Source organism: Stenotrophomonas sp. JAG2 (assembly GCF_041080745.1).
Classification (GTDB): Bacteria; Pseudomonadota; Gammaproteobacteria; order Xanthomonadales; family Xanthomonadaceae; genus Stenotrophomonas; species Stenotrophomonas maltophilia_AA.
Genome location: NZ_JBEUMH010000005.1, coordinates 113,101 through 135,202, shown reverse-complemented (window position 1 = coordinate 135,202; position 22,102 = coordinate 113,101). Strand labels below are relative to the sequence as shown.

Here is a 22,102-nt window from a genome sequence, read left to right as displayed (position 1 = left end):
CCGGCGGGGCTCGGCTATGCTGCACGCCCCTGAAACACCGCGGAGCGCCCCATGACCGACGACACCCAGACCCCTGCCCTGCCCGTGCTCAGCGCGGCCCAGGCCCGCGCGTTGGGCTGCCTGATCGAGAAGGAGGCGACCACCCCGGACGCCTACCCGCTGACGGTCAACGCCGCCCAGGTGGCCGCCAACCAGAAGACCGCCCGCGAGCCGGTGATGGCGCTGTCGGCCGGCGATGTGCACCACGCGCTGCGCCAGCTGGAGACCCTGGGCCTGGCGCGCCAGCAGTACTCCTCGCGCGCCGAGCGCTACGAGCATCGCGCCGGTGCCGCGCTGGACCTGACCCGCCAGCAGCTGGCCATCCTGGGCCTGTTGCTGCTGCGCGGCCCGCAGACCCTCAATGAGCTGCTGACCCGCAGCGAGCGCCTGGTCCGCTTCCAGGACGTGGACGAACTGCGCCATCACCTGGAGCGCATGATCCAGCGCGATATGGCGGTCCAGCTGCCGCGCGCCAGCGGCCAGCGCGAAGACCGCTACATGCACCTGCTGGCGGGCCCGGTGGACGTGCAGGCCCTGGCGGAGCAGTACAGGTCGGCGCCGTCGGGCGCTGGCGGTGGCGGTGGCGGTGCCGCCCATCCGGCGCTGGAGTCGCGCGTGCAGCAGCTGGAAGCCACCGTGGCCGAGCTGCAGGAGCAGCTGGCGGAGCTGCGCGCGCAGTTGGGGGGGTGAAGTGCAGCCACGCATGGCGTGGCTCTACCGGGTCGGATGGCGTGGCTCTACCGGATCAGACGGCCGGCGCGCCCGGGGTGCCGAACAGCAGCACCACATCGCCGCCATGCGGCGGCGGCAGCAGCAGGTCGCCGCGATCCTCCATGCCGAGCTTGCGCAGCAGCGCGGCCGACCGCACGTTGTCCGGCGAAACGATGCCGTACAGATCGGTGTAGCCCAGCACGTCGCGCGCATAGTGCATCACCCCGCGCGCGGCTTCGAACGCGTAGCCGTGGCCCTCGTACTGCGACAGCAGCGCATAGCCGATATCCGGTGCCGGCAGTCCGTCGCGACGGACCAGGCCGGCGTTGCCCAGCCAGGCGCCGTCTTCGCGGCGGACGATCGCGTACATGCCGAAGCCGTTGAGCGTATAGCTGCCCAGCACGCGCTCGGCGGTGTAGTCACGCGCCTGCGCCAAGGTGCGCACGCCGCGGTCGGCGATGTTGCGGATGAAGCCGGGCTCGTTGAGCAGGGCCAGCATGTCGGCCGCGTCATGGTCGGGGTCGATCAGGCGCAGGTGCAGGCGGTCGGTCTGGATCACGGCGGACATGCGGGTACCGGCTGAGGGAGATAGCCTGATTGTGCCGTAGAGCCACCCCATGGGTGGCTGCTCCGTGTGCCGGATCGCAGAGCAGCCACCCATGGGGTGGCTCTACCTGGCACCGCTCAGTCGAACAGGGCCTGGATCGCCGCCAACCCGGCGCTCGCGCGTTCCTTCTTGCGCGCCGCATCGGCGACCGGATCGGCACCATCGCGCTGCATTTCCTCGGCCGGTATCTCATCGAAGAACCGGCTGGGCTTGAGCCGCACGTGCTCGCCGAACTTGCGGGTGAGCTTGCTGTAGCTCATCCACAGCTGCACCTTGGCGCGGGTGATGCCCACGTACAGCAGGCGCCGCTCTTCCTGCAGGTTGCCTTCGTCCAGGCTGACCTGGTGCGGCAGCACGCCGTCCTCGCAGCCGATGATGAACACGTACGGGAATTCCAGGCCCTTGGAGGCGTGCATGGTCATCATGCGCACCTGGTTGCCGCCGTCGTCCTTGTCGTTGCGCGACAGCAACGCCAGCTGCGCGGCCAGATCCGCCGTGGAGGCACCCCGTGGGCCGCCTTCGAACCACTGCGCCAGTTCTTCCAGGTTGCCGAGGCGACGCTGGTAGACGGACTCTTCCTTGCACGCGCTGCGCAGGTCCGAGACCAGCCCGGAGTCCTTCACCAGCTTGCGCACCAGGTCGCCGGAGCTGAGCTTGGGCATCTCCGCGCGCAGGTCGCGCAGGATGTCGGTGAAGCGGCTCAGGCCGTTGGCCGCGCGCGGCGGCAGCTGCGACAGCGCGCCGATCGCTTCGGCGGCATGCGCCATCGGCAGGTCTTTTTCCGACGCCAGCTCGGCCAGCTTGGCCAGCGTGCCGGCGCCCACTTCACGCTTGGGCGACTGCACCGCGCGCATGAAAGCCGTATCGTCGTCCGGGTTCACCAGCAGGCGCAGCCAGGACAGCGTGTCCTTGACCTCCTGCCGTTCCAGGAACGCGGTACCGCCGGTGATGTGGTACGGCGCGCGCACCAGCTGCAGCGCCTTTTCCAGCGGCCGCGACTGGAAATTGCCGCGGAACAGGATGCAGAAATCGCTCCACGGAATCTTCTTGGAGGTGGCCAGGAAGGAGATTTCCGCCGCTACTTTTTCGGCCTCGTGCTCGCTGTTGCGGCACTCCCACACGCGGATGCGCTCGCCGTCGGCCTGGTCGCTCCACAGCTTCTTCAGGTGTTCGTGCGGGTTGTTGGCGATCAACGCATTGGCCGCGCGCAGCACGCGGTTGGAGCAGCGGTAGTTCTGCTCCAGCTTGATGATTTCCAGGGCGGGATAATCGCGCGCCATCTGCTGCAGGTTTTCCGGATTCGCACCGCGCCAGGCGTAGATCGACTGATCGTCATCGCCCACGCAGGTGAAGTTGCCCTTGCTGCCGGCCAGCTGCTTGAGCAGCCGGTACTGCGCATCGTTGGTGTCCTGGCATTCGTCGACCAGCAGATACCCGATGCGTTCGCGCCAGGCGATGGCGATCTCGGGATTCTCTTCCAGCACCTGCACCGGCAGCCGGATCAGGTCATCGAAATCGACCGCGTTGAACGCGGTCAGGCGCAGCTGGTAGCGCTCGTAGACGCTGGCCGCTTCCTTCTCGCGCGTGCTGCGCGCGGCCGCCATCGCCTGCTCGGGCGAGAGGCCGGCATTCTTGGCGCGCGAGATCAGGTTCTTCACGTCCTCGATGTCGTCCGGCTTTGCCCCGTACATCAGGTCCTTGACCTGCGCGGTCGAATCGTCGGCATCGAAGATCGAGAACCCGCGCTTGAGCCCCACCGCGGCGTGCTCGATCTGCAGGAACTTCAGGCCCAGCGCGTGGAAGGTACAGATCGTCACTTCATCGGCATCGTCACCGCGCAGGCGCTTGGCCACGCGCTCGCGCATTTCCTTGGCCGACTTGTTGGTGAAGGTGATCGCCGCGATCCGCCGCGCCGGGTAGCGCTTGCTGGCGATCAGCTGGCCGATCTTCTCCACGATCACGCGCGTCTTGCCGCTGCCCGCGCCCGCGAGCACCAGCAGAGGACCTTCGCAGTGCATCACTGCCGCGTGTTGGGGAGGATTGAGACCGTGCATGCCATCTCCAGGGGAGGGGCATTGTAGCGGGCCGCCCGGCCGGAGCGTGGTGATCGCCGGCAGCGGACGAAAGCGTCCGCTCCCATGGGCCCGGCAGCCACGAGAGGCGGCCGGGCGTCTAGAATTGGCCGATGGCCAAGCTCTATTTCTATTATTCGGCGATGAACGCCGGCAAGACCACGACCCTGCTGCAGTCGGCGCACAACTACCGCGAGCGGGGCATGCGCGTGGCCATCCTCACCCCCCGGCTGGATGATCGCGCGGGACGCGGCGTGGTCGCCTCGCGGATCGGCCTGAAGGCCGACGGCATCGCGTTCCAGCAGGACACCGACCTGCAGCAGCTGATCGCCGACGACATCGGCACGCACGGCCCCTTGGGCTGCGTACTGGTCGATGAAGCGCAGTTCCTGACCCGCAGCCAGGTCTGGCAGCTCAGCGAGGTGGTCGACCAGATGCGCATCCCGGTGCTCTGCTACGGCCTGCGCACCGATTTCCGCGGCGAGCTGTTCGAAGGCAGCCAGTACCTGCTGGCCTGGGCCGACGAGATGCAGGAGATCAAGACCATCTGCCACAGCGGCAAGAAGGCCACGATGACGGTCCGCGTGGACGAGCACGGCCACGCGGTGCAGGACGGCCCGCAAGTGGAGATCGGCGGCAACGAGCGCTACGTGTCGGTGAGCCGCGCGGAGTTCAAGAAGATCACGCGCGGCGAGGGAAGAATCGACCCGGCACAGGTCCCATTGCCGCTTTGATCAATACAACGTGCGTTCCGGCGCGCCCTTCGGCGGCGGGCTGTACTGGTACAGCCAGGTTTCGGTGAGGGTCTTGCCGCCGCTGCGCAGGTACAGGCGGATGTCGATCTGCTCGGTGGAATCCTCCGGCGGCACGACATCGAACATGGCGCGGTAGCCCTTGATCTCGCGCAGCGGTCGCGCCGAGACGATCTCGGTGCGGCCACGGCTGACCTGGACCACGGCTTCGACCTCGCCCTTGTCGATCAACGCTGCCAGCTCGCCGCCTTCGAAATCGACCGCGAAGCGCCATGAGAAATACGCGCGCTTCTTGCCGATCACCCCGCCCAGGCCGGTACGGCTGGCCACGCAGTGCGCCAGCGGCGTGCGGGCCGGCGGCTCGGCGCCCCAGTACAGGCGGTAGCCCAGCAGCAGCTCCTGGCCCGGCTGCGGCTTGGCCTCGGGATTCCAGAACGCCACGATGTTGTCGAAGGTCTCATCCACGGTCGGGATCTCGACCAGCTGCACCGAGCCCTTGCCCCACTGCCCCTTCGGTTCCACCCACAGGCACGGCCGCTTCTCGTAGAAGACGCCGTCGTCCTGGTAGTGATCGAAGTTGCGGTCGCGCTGGAGCAGGCCGAAGCCGCGCGGATTATTGTCCACGAACATGTTGAAGCGCAGGTTGTACGGGTTGCACAGCGGGCGCCAGATCCATTCCCCGGCCCCGGTCCACATCGACAGGCCGTCGGTATCGTGGATCTCCGGGCGCCAGTCCCAGGCCATGCGGCGGTCGTTCTCGCCCACCTGGTACATGCTGGTGCACGGCGCGATGCCCAGCCGCTCGATCGCCTTGCGCGGGTACAGCGCGCAGTCGATGTCCATCAGCAGCACGTCACCGTTGGTGATCGCGAAGCGGTAGGCGCCGGTGGTGCTCGGCGAATCCAGCAGCGCGTACACCACCAGGGTGTCGGAATCGGCCGCCGGCTGCTCCAGGTAGTAGGCGATGAAGTCCGGGAACTCCTCGGGCTTGCCCATGCCGGTGTCGATCGCCAGGCCGCGCGCGGACTGGCCGTACTGGCCTTCCTTGCCGACCGCGCGGAAATAGCTGGCACCGAGGAACGCGGCGAAGTCGCGGTTGGTGTCCTTGCGCGTGTTGAGGCGGAAACCGGCGAAGCCGAGGTCGGCCGGCAGGTGGCTGCCCTTCAGGCCGCTCTTGCCGTAATCGAACGCCGCGCCGTCATAGGCCAGCTCCTGCGCCTTGCCGTCGGTCACGTCGAACATCCGCACCGGCGAGTGGAAGTACAGGCCGAGGTGGAAGAACTTGGCCTGGTAGCGGCCGGGCTGGTCGGCCCACAACGCATGGTCCTGGCGGTACTGGATCGACTGGTACTGGTCCCAGTCCAGCGCTTCGACCGGGCCGGGCAGCGTGCGCTTGTGGCTCTGATAAGCGGCCTGGGACAGCGCGCGGGCCTGCCCCTTCAGCGAGGCGAAGTCGAACGGCTGCGGCTGGCCGAGCCGGCGCAGGCCGACCTGGTTGCCCTGCGCGGCGCAGGCCGGCAGTGCGGGCAGGCCGAAGGCGGCCAGGGCCACGGAGGCATTGCGGAGGAAGTCGCGTCGTTGCATGCAGGCAGCGATGGCAGGGAAGGGCCGGCCATCATAGGCACGCAGACGTGAATTCGCCGAAGTGAATACGGCGCAGCGTTCAGCCAGCGCGCTCAGGGAGTGGCGGCTACCTGCGCCGATGCGCAGGCCTGGCGTGCCCGCTCCACCTCCGCGACCAGCTGTCCCCCCTGCGGGAACTGCGTCTTCAGCGTCTGGTGGAGCTGCCCCAGCGCCTCGCGGGCACGCGCCGGTGCACCGCGGCAGTCGAGTTCGGCCATCGCCGCCCGGGCGCGCCAGCGCAGCGCGCGGCTCTCGGGGTCGGCCGTGTCGCCCACCAGCAGGGGCGCCAGCGCGCGGCGGGCTTCCACGGCCTGGCCCATGCGGCCCAGGTTGCGCCCCCAGGCCAGCTGCAGCGCACGCTGCAGGGCCGGGCCGGCGGACCCGGCCCGGTCCACCCGGGGCATGAGCGCGGCCAGCTGCTCCCCGGCCTGGCGCGGGTCGCCGTGCGCACTGACCAGCTCGGCCATGCGGCGGTCGGCCTGCTGCACCGAGGCATCGTCATCGCCGCGCTGCGCGGCCTGCCACTGCCGCCCCTCATGCAGGGCGGCCAGGGCGGCCTGCCAACGCCCGGCCAGGGCCAAGGCCTCGCCCTGGTCGTACAGGCCCTGCGGCAGCAGTCCCACGCAATCGGGCTGCCGCCAGATCGCCACGGCTCGGGCGAAGTCATCAATGGCGGTGGCGCTGTCGCCGCGCTCCATGGCCAGCCGGCCCAGCGCGTGCCAGGTCAGCCCGGTATCGCGGTGCTGCTCCCCCAGCGCCTGCCGGGTGAGGCGATGGATCTGCTGCAGCTCTGCTTCCGCCTGCTCCAGGTCGCCCCGCTGCATCGCCAGCAGGGCGCGCAGGCGGCGGATCGAGAGGGTCTCGGGATGGTCCGGTCCATACAGCGTCACCGCATCGGCAGCTGCCAGTCGCAGTGCCTGCTCGGCGGCGTCCAGGTCCCCCTGCGCGGCCAGGCTCTCGCCCATGTGCCGGCGCCGCGCGATCAGCTGCGGGTACCGCATCGTGGCATCGGCCTGCAGCAGCTGCAGCGCCTGCCGGTAACCGGCCAGCGCCGCCGGGGCGCGGCCATCGTCGCTGTCCAGCGCGGCCAGGTCGGCCAGGCTCTCAGCGGTGCCGGGCGTATCGCGGAGGATGTCGCGGCGCAGGACCAGCGCCTGGCCGAAAGCGGCGCGCGCGTTGTCGCGGTAGCCGAGGAGTTGCTGGCAGCGGCCGAGCTGGGTGTGGTACGCGGCCACGGCCGCCGGCAGCCGCAGGCGGTACTCCGTGGCCAGCGACTGCATCGGGGTGAGGTGGGTCACGCAGTCGCGCGAGCGGCCCAGCATGCGCAGCGCACGCCCGCGCTGGGTCACGGCCTCCAGCTGCAGCGTCGGCGGGACCTCGCCGACCTCCTCCAGCAGCGCGCGCTGGCGGTCCAGCGTCTGCAGTGCCAGCTGGTAGTCGCCCATGCCGATCCGGAGCCGGCCGATCACCCCTTCCAGCTCGGCCAGCGACAGCGGCTGATCCCGCAGTTCGGCCTCGCCGCGTTGCTGTCCGGTCGCCAGCAGCTGGCGAAGATCGAAGCTGCCGTGGCGCACGCCGGCGGCGCGGTCGAACAACCCCACGGTGAAATCCTGCATGGCCTGGGCACGCGCGATCTCGCGGCGCGCCTGCTGCATCTGCCACAGCGCGGTCAGTGCCAGTGCAAGCAGGGCCAGCACCGCGACGCTGCCCAGCGCCACTCCCCACCGGTGCCGGCCCAGGTATTTGCGCAGCCGGTAGCCCACGTGCTGTGGACGCGCATGGATCGGCCGGCCTTCGAGGAAACGGCGCAGATCCTGGGCCAGTGCTTCGACCGAGGGGTAGCGATGCGCCGGCTCCTTCTGCAGGGCTTTGAGCAGGATGGTGTCGAGGTCGCCCCGCAGGCGCCGTGACAGGCGCCTGGCCGCCACCGCGTGTTCGCCACCGGCGGCGGCCAGGCGCGCCATCACCGACGAGGCACGCGGTGCCTGCACCTCCAGGATCGAGCGTTCCCACTCGGCATCGCTGTGCCGGCGCAACCGGTAGGGCTTCTGGCCGGTGATCACCTCGAACAGCACCACGCCCAGCGAGTAGACATCGGTGAGCGTGGAGACCGGCTCGCCACGTACCTGTTCCGGCGCGGCGTAGTGCAGGGTGAAGGCGCGCGCTTCGGTGGGCGGATGCGCGGGCGGCTTGCCGTCGTCGTCGTCCAGCAGCTTGGCGATGCCGAAATCCAGCAGCTTCACCTCGCCATCGGCGGTGACCAGGATGTTGGAGGGCTTCAGGTCGCGGTGCACGATCAGGTTGGCGTGCGCGTGGCTGACCACCGCGCACACCTGCAGCATCAGCTGCAGGCGGCGCTCCAGCGGCAGCGCCAGCCGCTGGCAGTGGTCGGTGATCGGCTCGCCTTCGACATAGGCCAGCGCCAGGTACGGCTGCCCCTGCAGGTCCACGCCCGCATCGAACAGCTGGGCCAGGTTGGGATGCTGCAGCCGGGCCAGGATCTCGCGCTCGCGGCTGAAGCGCTGGCGCAGGCCGGGGTCGGCGTAGCCGCTGCGCAGCAGCTTCAGGGCGACCTGGCGCTCGTACAGACCGTCGGCGCGCTCGGCCAGCCAGACCTCGCCCATGCCACCCTCACCAAGCGGACGCAGCAACCGGTAAGGGCCGACCCGGGTGCCGACCCGGCTGTCTTCGGGCGCGGCGGTCCACAGCGGCTGCGCCAGGAACTCGTGGCTGTCGCGCTCGTGGGCGAGCAGGCGCTCCACGTCGTCGGCCAGGCCGGGGTCCTCCGCGCGCAGGCGCAGCAGCCGCTGCTCACGCGCCGGTTCGGGCAGTTCCAGCAATTGATCCAGCAGGCAGGACAGCTGCCGCCAGCGTGACGCCTCCATCGCTCCTCTCCCCGGACGATGCGTGGCTGTTCAGGACTCCCCGACCGAGGCCAGCAGGAACATGCGCGCCTTCTGCCAGTCGCGGCGGATGCTGCGCTCCGAGCGCTGGCACAGATCGGCGATCTCCTGTTCGGAGAGGCCGGCGAAATAACGCAGTTCCACTACCTTGGCCAGGTGCGCATCCACCGCATGCAGCTGTGCCAGCGCGACATCCAGCGCGAGCAGGTCTTCATCCAGGCGCACGCCGCTGCTGCTGTTCTCGGGCAGTTCCACCCGTTTGAGATCGCCACCGCGCTTGCGGGCGAGCCGGTTGCGTGCGTAATCAACGACCACGCTGCGCATCGCCGAGGCCGCATAGGCGAAGAAGTGCGCACGATCCTCGAAGCGCGCCGCGCCCCGGGACCCGAGCAGCTTCAGGTAGGACTCGTGCACCAGCGAGGTGGCATCCAGGGTGCGTCCCTGCTGCCCGGCCAGCTGCCGGCGCGCCATGCTGTGCAGCTCGTGATAGAGCAGGGTCAGGACCCGGTCGAGCGCGGCGCGGTCGCCCGCCCGGGCCGAATCCAGCCACACGGTGATATCCGGTCCCTCGTCCATCGCACACCCCCGCCGGTGATGTTGGGCGGACTATACCGCCGGGGGAGCGACAGCCGCGCGACGATTCAGCGCTGGCAGTGCCCGCACCAGACGCTGGCGCGCTGGCCGATGGTGGCGTGGCGGAGCAGCCGGCCGCACTGGCGGCAGGGCTCGCCTTCACGCCCGTAGACCAGCAGTTCCTGCTCGAAATACCCCGGCGCCCCGTCCGGATTGATGAAATCGCGCAGGGTGGTGCCCCCGCGGGTGATGGCGTGGGTCAGGATCTGCTTCACCGCGTCGGCCAGGCGCTGGTAGCGCTCGCGCGAGATCCGCCCGGCCTCGCGCAGCGGGTTGATCCCGGCCATGAACAGGCTCTCGGCGGCATAGATGTTGCCGACGCCGACCACGATGGCCTGGTCCATCAGGAAGGTCTTCACCGAGGCGCTGCGGCCGCGGCTGCGGGCGAACAGATAGTCGCCGTCGAACGCCTCATCCAGCGGCTCCGGGCCGAGTCCGGCCAGCAGCGGATGGGTCTCCCCGGCGGGCTGCCAGAGCAGGCTGCCGAACCTCCGCGGGTCGTTGAAGCGCAGCAGCCGGCCGTTGTCCAGGCTGATGTCCACGTGGTCGTGCGCCCGCACCGGGGTATCGCCGGGCAGCACCCGCAGGCTGCCGGACATGCCCAGGTGCAGCACGGCGCTGCCCACGGCGGTATCCAGCAGCAGGTATTTGGCGCGGCGGCGCACGCCCTCGATGGCCTGGCCGGGAAGCTGCTCGCTGACCTCCGGCGGGATCGGCCAGCGCAGATCCGGGCGACGCAGGATCACGCCGTGGACGCGACGGCCTTCCAGATGCGGCGCAAGGCCGCGGCGGGTGGTTTCTACTTCGGGGAGCTCGGGCATGGCGCAATTCTAAGGCGTCCCCCGATGAACCGCGGTAGAGCGGCGCGCTGCCCCGCTACGGTCCGAGCGCGAGGCTCAGCGCGGCGGTGCCGCCAGCTCGCGCGCACTCAGATACCCGTCTCCATTGGCATCCTGTTTGTGGAACCGCTGGACCAGCGTCTGCCGCTGCTGCGCCCGCGTGATCGGCGGGCCCTTGCCACCGGGCAGCTCATCGGCGCCGAGCACGCCATCGCCGTTGCGGTCCATGCGATCGAAGGCGTACAGCAGCCACTGCACGTACTCCTCCACACTGACCCGGCCATCGCCGTCGGTGTCCATGCGCTGCAGGTAACTGCCGGTGTCGGTGACCTGCGCCTGTGCCGTCGCGCCGAACAGGCCAACGGCCAGGCCCAGACACGCAGAACGCCGCACAAGGCGGCGTTTCGCGGACACGTTCCCGGGCGGGAGGCGCATCGATCAGTGTGCCGTCAGTGCGTAGCCCTTCAGGCGCGCGGCGTAGTTCTGCAGCGCGGCGATGCCACTGGCTTCGGCTTCATGGCACCACGCCTGGAGCAGCTTGAGGCGCTCGGCGGCGTCGTTGCCGCGCGCTTCGAGCAGGGCGGCCAGGCGCGCGCGGTGTTCGACCAGCACGCGGATGCGCGGGCGCTGCTCGACCCAGGTGCTGAGCTGGGCGCGGCAATCCGGCTTGAGCCAGCGGCCGTCGTTGACCAGGCCGCGGCGCATCCGACGCGGCAGCAGCTTGCGCAGCTTGGCGCCGGCCATCGCGGCCTCTTCGCGCAGGGCCGGCACGAACACGTTGCGCTGGTAGTCGGTCATTGCCTGGAAGCGGTGCGACAGCAGGGCCTTGAGGGTTTCAGCATCGGGCACGGCGATGTTCGGGCGCACGTCCATGCTCGGTGCCACGCGCAGCACCTTGGCCAGGCGCAGGGCCTGCAGGCCACGGATCACCGCCCAGCCGATATCGAACTCCCAGCGGCGCATCGAGAAGCGCGCCGAACTCGGGAAGGCGTGGTGGTTGTTGTGCAGTTCTTCACCGCCCACCCAGAACGCCCACGGCGTCAGGTTGGTGGAGGTGTCGGCCGATTCGAAGTTGCGGTAGCCCCACCAGTGGCCCAGGCCATTGATGACGCCGGCCGCCCAGAACGGGATCCATGCCATCTGGATCGCCCAGAGGGCCACGCCGGGCAGGCCGAACAGCACGCTGTTGATGACCAGCAGCGCGACCGGGCCGAGATTGGCGTGCGGGGTGTACAGGTGGCGCTCGATCCAGTCGTCCGGGGCACCGCGGCCGTACTGCTCGATGTCCGCGCGCATCGCGCGGGCCTCGCGGTACAGCTCCACGCCGCGCCAGAAGACCATGCCGATGCCCTTGGTCACCGGGCTGTGCGGGTCTTCATCGGTCTCCACCTTGGCGTGGTGCTTGCGATGGATCGCCACCCACTCCTTGGTGATCATCGAGGTGGTCAGCCAGGTCCAGAAGCGGAAGAAGTGCGCGATGACCGGGTGGAAATCCACGCCGCGGTGCGCCTGGCTGCGGTGCAGATACAGGGTCACGGCGAAGATGGTCAGCTGGGTGAACACCAGCAGCACCAGGCCCATGCCCCACCAGCCGAGGCCGACGACACCGCCGGTCAGGAAGTTGAGGAGCGTATCGAACATCGCAGGACTCCGGGCCGCAGTCGGCCGTCAAGGAAACAGGGCTACCTTCGGACATGATGGGGCCTGACGTTGCAAACTTCATCCCTCTGATGCCATTTTTGCGCAGTCATTCAGTTCCTCCCTTACCTTCGTGAGCATGCCCCCGCATTCATGACAGTCGCAGCCTCGCCGGTGGTGCCGGCCTCCCCCGTCCCCCTGATCGAGCTCGACCGCGCCTGTGTCATCCGCGGCCAGGTCCGGGTCCTGCACGATCTCAGCCTGCGCATCGAACAGGGCCAGCACACCGCCCTGCTCGGCCCCAACGGCTGCGGCAAGTCGTCCTTCATCAAGCTGATCACCCGCGAGCTCTACCCGCTGGCGCATGGCGATGGCACGGTGGCGGTGCGCGTGCTCGGCCAGAACCGCTGGCAGGTCGACCGGCTGCGCTCGCAGCTGGGCATCGTCACCGGCGATCTGAGCAGCAACCTCTCCGACATGCCCGGGCTGACCGTGGAAGAAGCGGTGCTGACCGGCTTCTTCGCCAGCTTCGTGGTGCCGGCCTTCCGTGAAGTGAGCGCGGAGATGCGCGACCGCGCGCGTGAAACCCTGGTCATGACCGGTGCCCTGCCCCTGCTGCAGCGTGGCTATGCCGAGCTGTCTGCCGGGGAAGCCCGGCGCGTGCTGATCGCCCGCGCGCTGGTCAATCGGCCGCAGGCCCTGCTGCTGGATGAGCCCTCCACCGGGCTGGACCTGATCGCCCGCGAGCAGCTGATCGCCACCATGCGTGATCTCGCCCGCCAGGGCATCACCCTGGTGCTGGTGACCCACCACATCGAGGAGATCATTCCCGAGATCGAACGGGTCGTGATGCTGCGCGGCGGCAAGATCCTCGCCGATGGCGCGCGTGCCGAGCTGCTGCGCGATGCGCCATTGTCCGAGCTGTTCGGCGGCCCGATCCGGGTGGTGGAACAGGCCGGCCGGTTGAGTGCGTTCGCGGGCTGAGCGCTGCCCGAGGGCACGCCATGCCGGATCTGGCCGGATGACGAACGGCCGCTGTCGTTGAAGGGTGAAGCTGCGATCATGCCGCTCCCCTCTTCTTCGAGACCTGCCGATGTCCTCGTCCCTGCGCTCCGCTGCCGTTCGCCCGATGCTGGCGACCGCCCTGCTCGCCGCCCTCGCCGGCTGCTCGTCGACGGCTGCGCCGCGCACGACGGCGGTGGAAGCCTCGGTCACCACCAAGGCCGTCGGCTACCTGCAGGGCTCGGCCGTGCCGGCGAGCCTGGCGCTGGTACCGGCGCCGCCGGCCGCCGGCTCGGCCGGCTTCGCGCTGGACGAACAGGTCAGCCGTGAAGCCCGTGCCCTGCGCGGCAGCCCGCGCTTCGAGCAGGCACACCGCGACGCCGAACTCGCCTTCCCGGCGGGTGCCAACCAGTTCTCGTGCGCGATCGATGTCGATGTGGACGCGGTGAAGACGCCGGCCCTGTACCGCCTGCTGGAACGCAGCCGGATCGATGCCAGCGCCGCCACCCGCACCGCGAAGAAGCACTACCAGCGCGCGCGGCCGTTCATGGTCAATGGTGAGCCCACCTGCTCGCCGGAAGACGAGCAGGACCTGCGCGGCAACGGCTCGTATCCCTCCGGCCACACCTCGATCGGCTGGGCGTGGGCGTTGATCCTGTCGGAGATCGTTCCGGACCGCGCCGATGCGATCCAGGCACGCGGCCGCAACTACGGCGAAAGCCGTCTGGTCTGCAACGTGCATTGGCAGAGCGACATCCTGGAAGGCCGTTTCATGGGCGCGGCCGCCGTGGCACGCCTGCATGACAACGCCGCGTTCAACAGCGACCTGCTGGCGGCGCGCAAGGAGATCGCCGCGGCACGCAGGGCGGGGCTGCATTCGGCACGGGATTGCGCGGCTGAAGAAGCGGTGTTGAAGGTGCGGCCGGCGAGCGCGTTGTAAGGCGACACCTGTCGATGGCATGGCATTGTGGGTAGAGCCGGCCGCTGGCCGGCGCCTCGCGGTGCCCAACAGGGTGCAGAGCCGGCCAGCGGCCGGCACTACCGATACGGCGGTACCGATTGGCGGTCGGCGGTCGGCGCGACGATGGCGGCACACAAGAAAACGGCGCGGATTTCTCCGCGCCGTTTTCGTTTCAACAGCGTGCCCACCATCGGTGGGCACCTACCGCATGACGTGCATCAGAACTTTGCGGTGAACTCCAGGCCGAACGTGCGCGGCTCGTTGAGGAAGCCGGTCAGGTTGTTGAAGTCGATCGCGCCGACCACGCGGACCTGGTCGGTCAGGTTGCGGCCGTATACGGCCACGTCGTACTGGCCGTAATCCCAGTTGTAGCCCAGGCGCAGGCCACCTTCCAGCGAGGAGCGGCTGCGGAACTCCGGCGACTCGTACAGGAAGAAGTTCACTTCGCTGCGGTAGGCCCAGTCGGTGTAGACGTAGAACTCGCTGGCATCGTTGACCGGGAAGCCGGCGCGCAGCGTCAGGTTGTGGATCCACTTCGGCGCCTGCGGCAGCGGGTTGCCGTTGACCAGCGCGTAGGTGCCGCCATCGATGACCGTGGTCGGGTCGGTGATGGTGCAGCCACCGCCACAGATCGCCACCGCCAGATCCTTGTCCTTGATCTCGGTGTCGTTGTAGCTGCTGCCCAGGGTCAGCAGGACGTGGTCGGTCAGGTAGGCTTCGAAGTCGAGCTCGGCGCCCTGGCCGAGGGTCTTGTCGGCGTTGAGCAGGGTCGCGGTGTTGTTGGTGCCACCCACGGCGATCAGCTGCTGGCCGTCGACGTTGTAGCGGAACACGTTGAAGCCCAGGCGCGCGCGGCGGTCGAACAGGTCGGCCTTGATGCCGGCCTCGTACGAGATCACCTTCTCCGAATCGGCCTGCGAGACGCCGCCGAAGGCCAGGCGGCCCTGGATCGACGGCGCGCGGAAGCCCTTGGCCACGCGGGCGTACGCGTTGAGGTTGTCGGTGATCTGGTAGACGCCGCTCAGGTCCCAGCTGACGTCGTTGACGTCGGTCTTGGCGATGTACGGGCCGCTGACCGGGGTGCCGAACGGCACGGCCTGCAGCACGCTCGCGCTGAAGTCCTTCTTGTCCTGCGTGTAGCGCACGCCACCGCGCAGCTTGAAGCGCTCGGTCACGTCGAAATCGCCGGAGGCGAAGGCGGCCCACGCCTTGTTGCGCTGCTGCTGCACGGCGTGACCGGTCTGCGGATTGCCCGGGGTCAGTGAGTCGTAGCTGAAGCTGTCGATGGTGACGTCTTCATCGAAGTAGAAGACGCCGGCCTGCCAGTCGAAGCGGCCCCACTCATTGGATTCCACGCGGAATTCCTGGGTCCACTGGCGATGGTGCGGCAGGCCATCGGCCGACTCGGAGGCGAACGGGATGTTGCCCGGGCCGTAGTTGCCGGCGCCCAGGAAGCTGGCACCGTAACCGCCGTCGATGTCGCCGTGGTTCAGCGATTCGGCAGTCTCGTAGCCGGTGATCGAGTGCAGCGTCACGCGGCCCAGGTCCCACTTCAGGCGCGCGCTGCCGCCCCAGGTTTCCAGGTCGGAGAAGTTCTGGCCATCGGTCGAGACTTCATCGCGGTCGAAGTTCTCGACCAGCTGGTTGGTACCCGGCTTGAGGATGTTGGCGCGGAACAGGCGCGCGGTGCCGTTGAGCTTGCGCTTGTGCAGGTTGAACAGCGCTTCGACATCATCGCCTTCGTACAGGAACTGCACGCGGGCGGCGGCTTCGTCATAGCCTTCGAAGCCCTGCGCCGGTGCGCCCTGGCGGGTGTTGGTGACCCAGTCGTCGCGGCGCTGGTACAGCGCGGAGACGCGGGCCGACCAGCGGTCGGTCAGCGGGCCGCCGTAGGCGCCCTGCGTGTTCCAGGTGTTGTAGCTGCCGTAGGCGACCTTGATGTACCCGTCGGCATCCTGCGAGGGACGCGCCGAATCGAACTTCACCACGCCGGCCGGGGTATTGCGGCCGAACAGCGTGCCCTGCGGGCCGCGCAACACTTCCACACCGGCCAGGTCGAACAGCGGGAAGCCCTTCAGCAGCGGGCTTTCCTGCACCACGTCGTCATACACCAGCGACACCGGCTGCGAGGCATTGAGGTCGAAATCGGTGTTGCCCAGGCCGCGGATGTAGAAACGCGGGAAGGCACGGCCGTAGGACGATTCGATGTTCAGGCTGGGCACACGCGCCGACAGGAAGCGGATGTCATCGCCGGCCGAACCGAGCACGTCGAGCTTTTCACCCTGGATCGCCGAGATCGAGACCGGCACGTCCTTGGCGTTTTCGACGCGGCGTTGTGCCGTGACCTGCAGCGTATCGAGGGCAACCGGATCCTTGGTGGCGGGGGCATCCTGGGCTGCGGCCGTCAATGGCAGCAGGGCGGCAAGAGCGACAACGAGCGGGTGCACGGACGGGAAACGGCCGTGGGCAGTGCGGTTCGGGAACATGGCGTTTAGGCTGTGTTGGGAGGGGTGGTGGACCGGCGCTACCAGACAATTGTTGCAGTACAACAACAGCGCCGCAAACAACCGCTATTCATTACCCCTGCCGGCCTGCCACCGCTTCGGTATGCTGGCGGCCCTCGATGCCCATTCACGTTGCCACGCCGATGACCTCACTGCGCCGTACCCGCCTGACGCTGTCCGTTGCCCTGCTCGGCCTGCTGGCCGGTTGCGGCGGTGATCCCGTGCGCCCGACCCCGCCGCCGGCGGCCGTTCCGGTGACGCCGGCCAAGCCGGTCAGGATCGGCATCGCGCTGGGCGGCGGCGCGGCCAAGGGCTTCGCCCACATCGGCGTGATCAAGATGCTGGAGGCCAACGGCTTCGAGCCGGTGGTGGTCTCCGGCACCAGCGCCGGCAGCGTGGTAGGCGCGCTGTATGCCAGCGGCATGGACGCGTTCCAGATGCAGTCCAAGGCGGTGGCCCTGGATGAAGCCAGCATCCGCGATGTGCGCCTGTTCTCCGGCGGCCTGGTCCAGGGCCAGAAGCTGCAGGACTACGTCAACGCGCAGGTCGACAACCGCCCCGCCGAAAAACTGAGCAAGCCCTTCGCCGCGGTCGCCACCCAGCTGGAAACCGGTGAGCGCACGGTGTTCGTGCGCGGCAATGTCGGCCAGGCGGTGCGTGCGTCCAGCAGCATCCCGGGCGTGTTCGAACCGGTGAAGATCGGCAAATACAACTATATCGACGGCGGCGTGGTCAGCCCGGTGCCGGTGGATGCGGCGCGCCAGCTCGGCGCGGACATCGTGATCGCCGTGGACATCTCCAGCAAGGCCAGCGGCAAGGCGCCGACCGGCATGCTCGGGATCGTCAACCAGTCGATCTCGATCATGGGCCAGCGCCTGGGCGAACAGGAGCTGGCACGCGCGGACGTGATCATCCGGCCCAAGGTGCTCGACATCGGCGCCGCCGATTTCGGCCAGCGCAACAACGCGATCCTGGAAGGCGAGAAAGCTGCGATGGCGGCGATGCCGCAGATCCGCGCCAAGGTCCAGCAGCTGCAGAAGGCGCGTGCCGCCGCGCTCGCCCCGCCGCCGCCCAAGCCCAAGTGCGATGAGCCCTCGCGCGTGGGCCGGCTGATGGGGCGCAAGGAGAAGTGCGAGGGCTGAGGCCCCGCACCGGTAACCGCCGACCAGCGGTCGGCGCTACCCGCCTCATTCCAGCTGCGACAGCGGCAGCGCGCGGAAGTCCTTCACGGTGCGCAGCACGAAGCTGGAATTGACGTCGGCCACGCCGGCGGCATTGAGCAGCTTGTCGAGCAGGAAGCTGGAGAAGTGCTCCAGGTCGCGCACATAGATGTGCAGCAGGTAGTCCATGTCGCCGGTGAGCGCATGGCAGGCCACCACCTCATCCCAGATCAGCACGCTGTCGGCGAACACGCCGATGGCGTGCTGGTCGTGCTTCTCCAGCTGCACCCGGACGAAGGCCTGCAGGCCGAGGCCGATCTGGCGCGGCTCAAGGCGCGCGCCATACCCGGCGATGACGCCCTCGCTCTCCAGCCGCTGGACGCGCCGCAGGCAGGCCGACGGGGACAGATTCACCCGTGCAGCCAATTCGGCATTGGTCGCGCGGCCGTGTTGCTGGATTTCCGCCAGCAGGCGCAGATCCGTGCGGTCGAACTGGGCAATTCCGGTCATTGCTGCCCCGCAACATGAGGTGGACGCAATGATCTTGCGCCAGAAGGCCATATCCGCGCAACTTTGCAAACCTCTTGCGCGCGCCCTGCCCTAGCATCGACAGATGACTTCCCAGGAGACCACCACGATGGAAACCGCCACCGCCCCCCGCCGCGTCGAACACCAGCAGACCGACAAGGGATACGTGCCGGTCTATACCACCGCCATCGTGGAACAGCCCTGGGACAGCTACACCGCCGACGACCACGCCACCTGGAGCACCCTGTACCAGCGCCAGCGCGCGCTGCTGGAAGGGCGTGCCAGCAGGGAATTCCTGCACGCGCAGGACGAGATGGGCATGAGCGCGCACATGATCCCGCGCTTCGACCAGCTCAACGAAGTGCTGGGCGCCGCCACCGGCTGGACCCTGGTCGGGGTGGAAGGCCTGCTGCCGGAGCTGGATTTCTTCGACCACCTGGCCAACCGCCGCTTCCCGGTGACGTGGTGGATCCGCCGCCCGGACCAGATCGACTACATCGCCGAGCCGGACATGTTCCATGACCTGTTTGGTCACGTGCCGCTGCTCATGAACCCGGTGTTCGCCGACTACATGGCCGCCTACGGCCGCGGCGGCGTCAAGGCGCATGCGATCGGTCCGGAAGCGCTGCAGCACCTGACCCGCCTGTACTGGTACACGGTGGAGTTCGGCCTGATCAACACCGACGAGGGCCTGCGCATCTACGGCGCCGGCATCGTGTCATCGAAGGGCGAGTCGCTGCACTCGCTGGAGTCGGCGGCGCCGAACCGGATCGGCTTCGATCTGGAGCGGATCATGCGCACCCGCTACCGGATCGACACCTTCCAGAAGACCTACTTCGTCATCGACAGCTTCGAGCAGTTGATGGCCGCGACCGCGCCGGACTTCACCCCGATCTACGCCGGGCTGGAGGCCAGGGAGCATCTGCCGGCCGGTGAGGTGCAGGACGGTGACCGCGTGTTCCAGAAGGGCACGGGGGAAGGCTGGGAAGACGGCGGCGACGTGTAACGTCGTGACGCAATTCACCGGGGCTGTTGAAGTTTAGACACCTATCCTTCAAAAGCCTCGGGAGCTTTTGAAGGTTGGCAATGGGTGGAGCCGGGTCATGCGCTGCTGCCTTTCATCGCGGATACGCCAACAGCACCACCAGATCCTGCTCCCCCACCTGCTGCAGCGCATGTGAGCTGCCCGTTCTCGTCAGCAGCGCATCACCCGCCGCGACGTCGTACTGCTTCCCATCCAGTACGTAGCTGCCCTGCCCGCTGACGATGTAGTAGATCTCGTCCTTGTGCTGCGGGTGCAGGCCGATGCCGGCACCTTTATGCAGCACACGCTTGCGCAGCACGAACGGGATGTCGGTGTCCTCGGCGAAGAACGGGTACGCCGTGGTTGGCCCGGCCCCGCCATGGGGTCCCGGCTGGTTCACGGCGATGTCGCGTTCGTGCACGACGCGCGAGGGCCGGGGGGCATCACCGCCCTGCCCTGCACTGCGCACCTCGCAGTCGATGTCGCGCTTCAGCGCCGACTTTAGTTCAGGCCGCAACGCCACCCAGTCGCGCATCACCAGGCACGCTACCGCCGTCGCACCGGCCACGCTGAAGTGCGTGCCATCGGCCTTGTTCTGCTCGGGCACGAACAGGAAATACGGCTTGGCGCCCTGTTCGCCCAGCCCGCGGATCCAGCGCGTGGAACTGTCGTTCAAATCGATCAGCGCGACCTGCTCGCGGGTCGCCAGTTGCTTCACTGCCTGGGTGTACACGCCATGCGTATCCAGCAGCGACCCGAAGTCGTACAGCAGCCGCGCCACCGGGGTGATCAGCACCGGCGTGGCGCCCTTGTCGCGGGCCAGCTGCACGTAGCGCATCAGGAACTGCGGGTAGGCAACGGCAGGATCGGTATAGCGGCTGGGATCTTCGAACTTGGCGTCGTTGTGGCCGAATTGGATCAGCAGCACGTCACCCCGCTGGAGTTCGGCGGCGATCGCGTCCAGGCGTTTCTCATCGATGAAGCTGCGCGTGCTGCGGCCGCCCTTGGCGTGGTTGCGGACCTCCCACACAGCGGGATCGAGATAGCTCTGCAGGGCCTGGCCCCAGCCGGCCTGTGGCGCGCGCTCCGGGCCGTACCCGGCGGCGGTGGAATCCCCGGCAATGAAGATGCGGTGCGGGGCGCACAGCGCGCTGGGGGCCGCCATCAGCAGCGACAGGGAGAGCAGCAAACGCAGCATGGTCATGCTCCTGGGTGGAGAGCTGCCGGCCAGCGGCCGGCACTACCGGAGCCCACGATCTGCAGCGCAGATCGTGGGAGCGCCAGCGCGTAGCGATGGTGTTACCGGGCGAGCCAACCACCGTCGACCGGCAGGACCGCGCCGTTGACATAGTCCGAGGCGCTGGAGGCCAGGAACACTGCCGTGCCGCCGAGGTCTTCCGGGGTGCCCCAGCGCGCGGCCGGGATGCGGTCGAGGATGGACTTGTTGCGGTCCTCATCGGCGCGCAGCGCGGCGGTGTTGTCGGTGGCCATGTAGCCCGGGGCGATCGCGTTGACGTTGATGCCCTTGCTGGCCCATTCGTTGGCGAGCAGGCGGGTGATGCCGGCGATGCCGCTCTTGCTGGCGGTGTACGACGGCACGCGGATGCCGCCCTGGAAGGACAGCATCGAGGCGATGTTGATGATCTTGCCGCGGCCCTGGGCGATGAAATGCCTGCCGGCGGCCTGCGAGATGAAGAACGCGGACTTGATGTTGACGTTCATCACGTCGTCCCAGTCCTGCTCGCTGAAGTCCACGGCGTCGGCCCGACGGATCAGGCCGGCGTTGTTGACCAGGATGTCCAGGCCGCCCAGGCCTTCGATGGTTTCGCGGATGACGCGCTCGACCGGCTCGATGCTGATCAGGTTCGCTTCGATCGCCAGGCAGCGGCGGCCCAGCGCGGTGATGGCCGCGATGGTCTCGGTGGGCGGCTGGATGCCGGCCACGGCCACGTCGGCACCGGCCTGCGCCAATGCGACCGCGATGCCCTGGCCCAGGCCGGTGTTGCCACCGGTGACGAGGGCGACCTTGCCTTCCAGACTGAACGGATTAGCCATTGCGTATGTAGTCCTTGTCCAATGCGTAGCAGACGCCGCCGGCGCGATGCCGGCGGCGCGTCGGGGTCACTTGAGCTGGCAGATGTCCAGCACGTGCATGTCGGTGTAATCCAGGTTCTCGCCGCCCATCGCCCAGATGAAGGCGTAGTTGCTGGTGCCGGCGCCCATGTGGATGGACCACGGCGGCGACACGACGGCTTCGTTGTTCTGGATGACGATGTGGCGCTGCGCGTCCGGCTCGCCCATGAAGTGGTACACGCGGTCGTTCTGGCCCAGGTCGAAGTAGAAATAGACTTCGCTGCGGCGGTCGTGCAGGTGCGGCGGCATGGTGTTCCAGACGCTGCCCGGCTTGAGCACGGTCAGGCCCAGCAGCAGCTGCGAGGACTGGCAGGTGGCCGGCACGATGTACTGGTAGATGGTGCGCTCGTTGCTGGTTTCAAGCGCGCCACGGTCCAGGGCCACGGCGTCCTTGATCGACAGCGCCTTGGTCTCGAAGCGCGCGTGCGCCGGGGTCGAGGCCAGGTAGAACTGCGCCGGGGTGGCGGCGTCATCGGACGCGAACACAACGTCTTCGCTGCCCATGGCCACGTACAGGCCATCCTTCGGCCCGAGCTTGAACACGGTGCCATCGACAGTGACGGTGCCGCTGCCGGCGCCGACATTGATCACGCCCAGCTCGCGGCGCTCCAGGAAGGCATGGCCGGCGGCCGACGCGGGTTCAGTCTGCTTGGGCAGCGAGACCGGGCCGTTGACCGGGGCCGCACCGCCGAGCACGAAGCGCTCGTAGTGGGTGTACTTCAGGGTCACCGCATCGGCGTTGAACAGACCGTCCAGCAGGTACAGATCGCGCAGGTCGTCATTGCTGGCGCCCTTGATGGCGTCGGGATGGGTGGCGTAATGGGTCTTGCAGTACATGGCGTCTCCAGAGCAGGGGTGGGGCGATGCGTCGGCCCCGGCACGATTTCAGGTGATTGTAGCCAGTTGGTAAACCGGTGTCATTTTGCAGCGCACGATAGGCCGGGTGGCCCGCGGACGGGGTCGGGACGGGATG

At 68.4% G+C, this 22,102-nt stretch carries 19 protein-coding genes; 6 read left to right on the top strand and 13 right to left on the bottom strand.

Annotated features, from left to right (window positions below; all coding sequences use genetic code 11):
- Positions 1-51 precede the first annotated feature (51 nt).
- On the top strand, positions 52-729 hold the full coding sequence (locus AB9O74_RS08060; RefSeq protein ID WP_346479004.1) for a DUF480 domain-containing protein: 678 nt from the start codon (positions 52-54) through the stop codon (positions 727-729).
- Between the two features lie 55 nt (positions 730-784).
- On the opposite strand, the gene AB9O74_RS08055 is transcribed toward AB9O74_RS08060, so the two are convergent.
- Entirely contained in the window at positions 785-1,318 is a 534-nt protein-coding gene (locus AB9O74_RS08055; protein ID WP_369348980.1) for a GNAT family N-acetyltransferase, read from the bottom strand.
- A gap of 116 nt (positions 1,319-1,434) precedes the next feature.
- Complete coding sequence (locus tag AB9O74_RS08050; RefSeq protein ID WP_176990295.1) at positions 1,435-3,411, bottom strand: UvrD-helicase domain-containing protein; 1,977 nt, start codon at positions 3,409-3,411, stop codon at positions 1,435-1,437.
- A gap of 131 nt (positions 3,412-3,542) precedes the next feature.
- Here AB9O74_RS08050 and AB9O74_RS08045 point away from each other — a divergent pair, with 131 nt between their 5' ends.
- Entirely contained in the window at positions 3,543-4,163 is a 621-nt protein-coding gene (locus AB9O74_RS08045) for a thymidine kinase (protein WP_176990296.1), read from the top strand.
- Here AB9O74_RS08045 and AB9O74_RS08040 read toward each other — a convergent pair whose 3' ends face one another.
- From AB9O74_RS08040 to AB9O74_RS08015, 6 genes are all read right to left on the bottom strand, one after another.
- Complete coding sequence (locus tag AB9O74_RS08040) at positions 4,164-5,765, bottom strand: glucan biosynthesis protein (RefSeq protein WP_176990297.1); 1,602 nt, start codon at positions 5,763-5,765, stop codon at positions 4,164-4,166.
- A gap of 92 nt (positions 5,766-5,857) precedes the next feature.
- A complete protein-coding gene (locus tag AB9O74_RS08035) occupies positions 5,858-8,689 on the bottom strand; it encodes a protein kinase (protein WP_369348979.1) in 2,832 nt (943 codons plus the stop codon).
- A 30-nt stretch (positions 8,690-8,719) separates the two neighbouring features.
- Positions 8,720-9,283, bottom strand: a complete 564-nt coding sequence (locus AB9O74_RS08030) for an ECF-type sigma factor (protein ID WP_176990299.1) — start codon at positions 9,281-9,283, stop codon at positions 8,720-8,722.
- Positions 9,284-9,348: 65 nt separating this feature from the next.
- On the bottom strand, positions 9,349-10,161 hold the full coding sequence (gene mutM, locus AB9O74_RS08025) for a bifunctional DNA-formamidopyrimidine glycosylase/DNA-(apurinic or apyrimidinic site) lyase (RefSeq protein WP_346488445.1): 813 nt from the start codon (positions 10,159-10,161) through the stop codon (positions 9,349-9,351).
- 75 nt (positions 10,162-10,236) lie between these two features.
- Positions 10,237-10,614 carry a hypothetical protein gene (locus AB9O74_RS08020; protein WP_346478999.1) on the bottom strand — a complete coding sequence of 126 codons (378 nt, stop codon included), beginning with the start codon at positions 10,612-10,614 and terminating at the stop codon, positions 10,237-10,239.
- A gap of 3 nt (positions 10,615-10,617) precedes the next feature.
- On the bottom strand, positions 10,618-11,820 hold the full coding sequence (locus AB9O74_RS08015) for an acyl-CoA desaturase (protein ID WP_176990302.1): 1,203 nt from the start codon (positions 11,818-11,820) through the stop codon (positions 10,618-10,620).
- Positions 11,821-12,015: 195 nt separating this feature from the next.
- Between AB9O74_RS08015 and AB9O74_RS08010 the strand changes: the two genes are divergently transcribed.
- The gene (locus AB9O74_RS08010) at positions 12,016-12,801 is read left to right on the top strand and encodes an ABC transporter ATP-binding protein (RefSeq protein WP_369349080.1); all 786 of its coding nucleotides are present in this window, start codon (positions 12,016-12,018) and stop codon (positions 12,799-12,801) included.
- A 109-nt stretch (positions 12,802-12,910) separates the two neighbouring features.
- Positions 12,911-13,759 carry a phosphatase PAP2 family protein gene (locus AB9O74_RS08005; RefSeq protein WP_369348978.1) on the top strand — a complete coding sequence of 283 codons (849 nt, stop codon included), beginning with the start codon at positions 12,911-12,913 and terminating at the stop codon, positions 13,757-13,759.
- Positions 13,760-13,998: 239 nt separating this feature from the next.
- On the opposite strand, the gene AB9O74_RS08000 is transcribed toward AB9O74_RS08005, so the two are convergent.
- The gene (locus AB9O74_RS08000) at positions 13,999-16,266 is read right to left on the bottom strand and encodes a TonB-dependent receptor (RefSeq protein WP_369348977.1); all 2,268 of its coding nucleotides are present in this window, start codon (positions 16,264-16,266) and stop codon (positions 13,999-14,001) included.
- 161 nt (positions 16,267-16,427) lie between these two features.
- On the opposite strand from AB9O74_RS08000, the gene AB9O74_RS07995 reads away from it, so the two are divergent.
- Entirely contained in the window at positions 16,428-17,426 is a 999-nt protein-coding gene (locus AB9O74_RS07995) for a patatin-like phospholipase family protein (RefSeq protein WP_369349079.1), read from the top strand.
- Between the two features lie 45 nt (positions 17,427-17,471).
- On the opposite strand, the gene AB9O74_RS07990 is transcribed toward AB9O74_RS07995, so the two are convergent.
- Positions 17,472-17,954 carry an Lrp/AsnC family transcriptional regulator gene (locus tag AB9O74_RS07990; protein WP_123730980.1) on the bottom strand — a complete coding sequence of 161 codons (483 nt, stop codon included), beginning with the start codon at positions 17,952-17,954 and terminating at the stop codon, positions 17,472-17,474.
- 127 nt (positions 17,955-18,081) lie between these two features.
- Here AB9O74_RS07990 and phhA point away from each other — a divergent pair, with 127 nt between their 5' ends.
- Positions 18,082-18,978 (top strand): phenylalanine 4-monooxygenase, encoded by an 897-nt coding sequence (gene phhA / locus AB9O74_RS07985; protein WP_369349078.1) that lies wholly within the window; start codon positions 18,082-18,084, stop codon positions 18,976-18,978.
- A gap of 112 nt (positions 18,979-19,090) precedes the next feature.
- Here phhA and AB9O74_RS07980 read toward each other — a convergent pair whose 3' ends face one another.
- The 3 genes from AB9O74_RS07980 to kduI all read right to left on the bottom strand — a co-directional run bounded on the left by AB9O74_RS07980 (position 19,091) and on the right by kduI (position 21,966).
- Positions 19,091-20,194: a GDSL-type esterase/lipase family protein gene (locus AB9O74_RS07980; RefSeq protein WP_369348976.1), complete on the bottom strand. Its 1,104-nt coding sequence runs from the start codon at positions 20,192-20,194 to the stop codon at positions 19,091-19,093.
- A 101-nt stretch (positions 20,195-20,295) separates the two neighbouring features.
- Complete coding sequence (kduD, locus tag AB9O74_RS07975) at positions 20,296-21,051, bottom strand: 2-dehydro-3-deoxy-D-gluconate 5-dehydrogenase KduD (protein ID WP_128095343.1); 756 nt, start codon at positions 21,049-21,051, stop codon at positions 20,296-20,298.
- A 66-nt stretch (positions 21,052-21,117) separates the two neighbouring features.
- Positions 21,118-21,966: a 5-dehydro-4-deoxy-D-glucuronate isomerase gene (gene kduI / locus AB9O74_RS07970; protein ID WP_176990787.1), complete on the bottom strand. Its 849-nt coding sequence runs from the start codon at positions 21,964-21,966 to the stop codon at positions 21,118-21,120.
- Positions 21,967-22,102: the final 136 nt, after the last annotated feature.

Bases quoted from the DNA above. Each gene is read 5' to 3' on its own strand.
- AB9O74_RS08055 (WP_369348980.1), bottom strand. From the start codon at position 1,318: ATGTCCGCCGTGATCCAGACCGACCGCCTGCACCTGCGCCTGATCGAC.
- AB9O74_RS08020 (WP_346478999.1), bottom strand. From the start codon at position 10,614: ATGCGCCTCCCGCCCGGGAACGTGTCCGCGAAACGCCGCCTTGTGCGG.
- AB9O74_RS08060 (WP_346479004.1), top strand. From the start codon at position 52: ATGACCGACGACACCCAGACCCCTGCCCTGCCCGTGCTCAGCGCGGCC.
- AB9O74_RS08015 (WP_176990302.1), bottom strand. From the start codon at position 11,820: ATGTTCGATACGCTCCTCAACTTCCTGACCGGCGGTGTCGTCGGCCTC.
- AB9O74_RS07995 (WP_369349079.1), top strand. From the start codon at position 16,428: ATGACCTCACTGCGCCGTACCCGCCTGACGCTGTCCGTTGCCCTGCTC.
- AB9O74_RS08045 (WP_176990296.1), top strand. From the start codon at position 3,543: ATGGCCAAGCTCTATTTCTATTATTCGGCGATGAACGCCGGCAAGACC.
- AB9O74_RS08050 (WP_176990295.1), bottom strand. From the start codon at position 3,411: ATGCACGGTCTCAATCCTCCCCAACACGCGGCAGTGATGCACTGCGAA.
- AB9O74_RS08030 (WP_176990299.1), bottom strand. From the start codon at position 9,283: ATGGACGAGGGACCGGATATCACCGTGTGGCTGGATTCGGCCCGGGCG.
- AB9O74_RS07980 (WP_369348976.1), bottom strand. From the start codon at position 20,194: ATGCTGCGTTTGCTGCTCTCCCTGTCGCTGCTGATGGCGGCCCCCAGC.
- AB9O74_RS07990 (WP_123730980.1), bottom strand. From the start codon at position 17,954: ATGACCGGAATTGCCCAGTTCGACCGCACGGATCTGCGCCTGCTGGCG.
- mutM (WP_346488445.1), bottom strand. From the start codon at position 10,161: ATGCCCGAGCTCCCCGAAGTAGAAACCACCCGCCGCGGCCTTGCGCCG.
- AB9O74_RS08005 (WP_369348978.1), top strand. From the start codon at position 12,911: ATGTCCTCGTCCCTGCGCTCCGCTGCCGTTCGCCCGATGCTGGCGACC.
- AB9O74_RS08035 (WP_369348979.1), bottom strand. From the start codon at position 8,689: ATGGAGGCGTCACGCTGGCGGCAGCTGTCCTGCCTGCTGGATCAATTG.
- phhA (WP_369349078.1), top strand. From the start codon at position 18,082: ATGGAAACCGCCACCGCCCCCCGCCGCGTCGAACACCAGCAGACCGAC.
- AB9O74_RS08000 (WP_369348977.1), bottom strand. From the start codon at position 16,266: ATGTTCCCGAACCGCACTGCCCACGGCCGTTTCCCGTCCGTGCACCCG.
- kduD (WP_128095343.1), bottom strand. From the start codon at position 21,051: ATGGCTAATCCGTTCAGTCTGGAAGGCAAGGTCGCCCTCGTCACCGGT.
- AB9O74_RS08040 (WP_176990297.1), bottom strand. From the start codon at position 5,765: ATGCAACGACGCGACTTCCTCCGCAATGCCTCCGTGGCCCTGGCCGCC.
- kduI (WP_176990787.1), bottom strand. From the start codon at position 21,966: ATGTACTGCAAGACCCATTACGCCACCCATCCCGACGCCATCAAGGGC.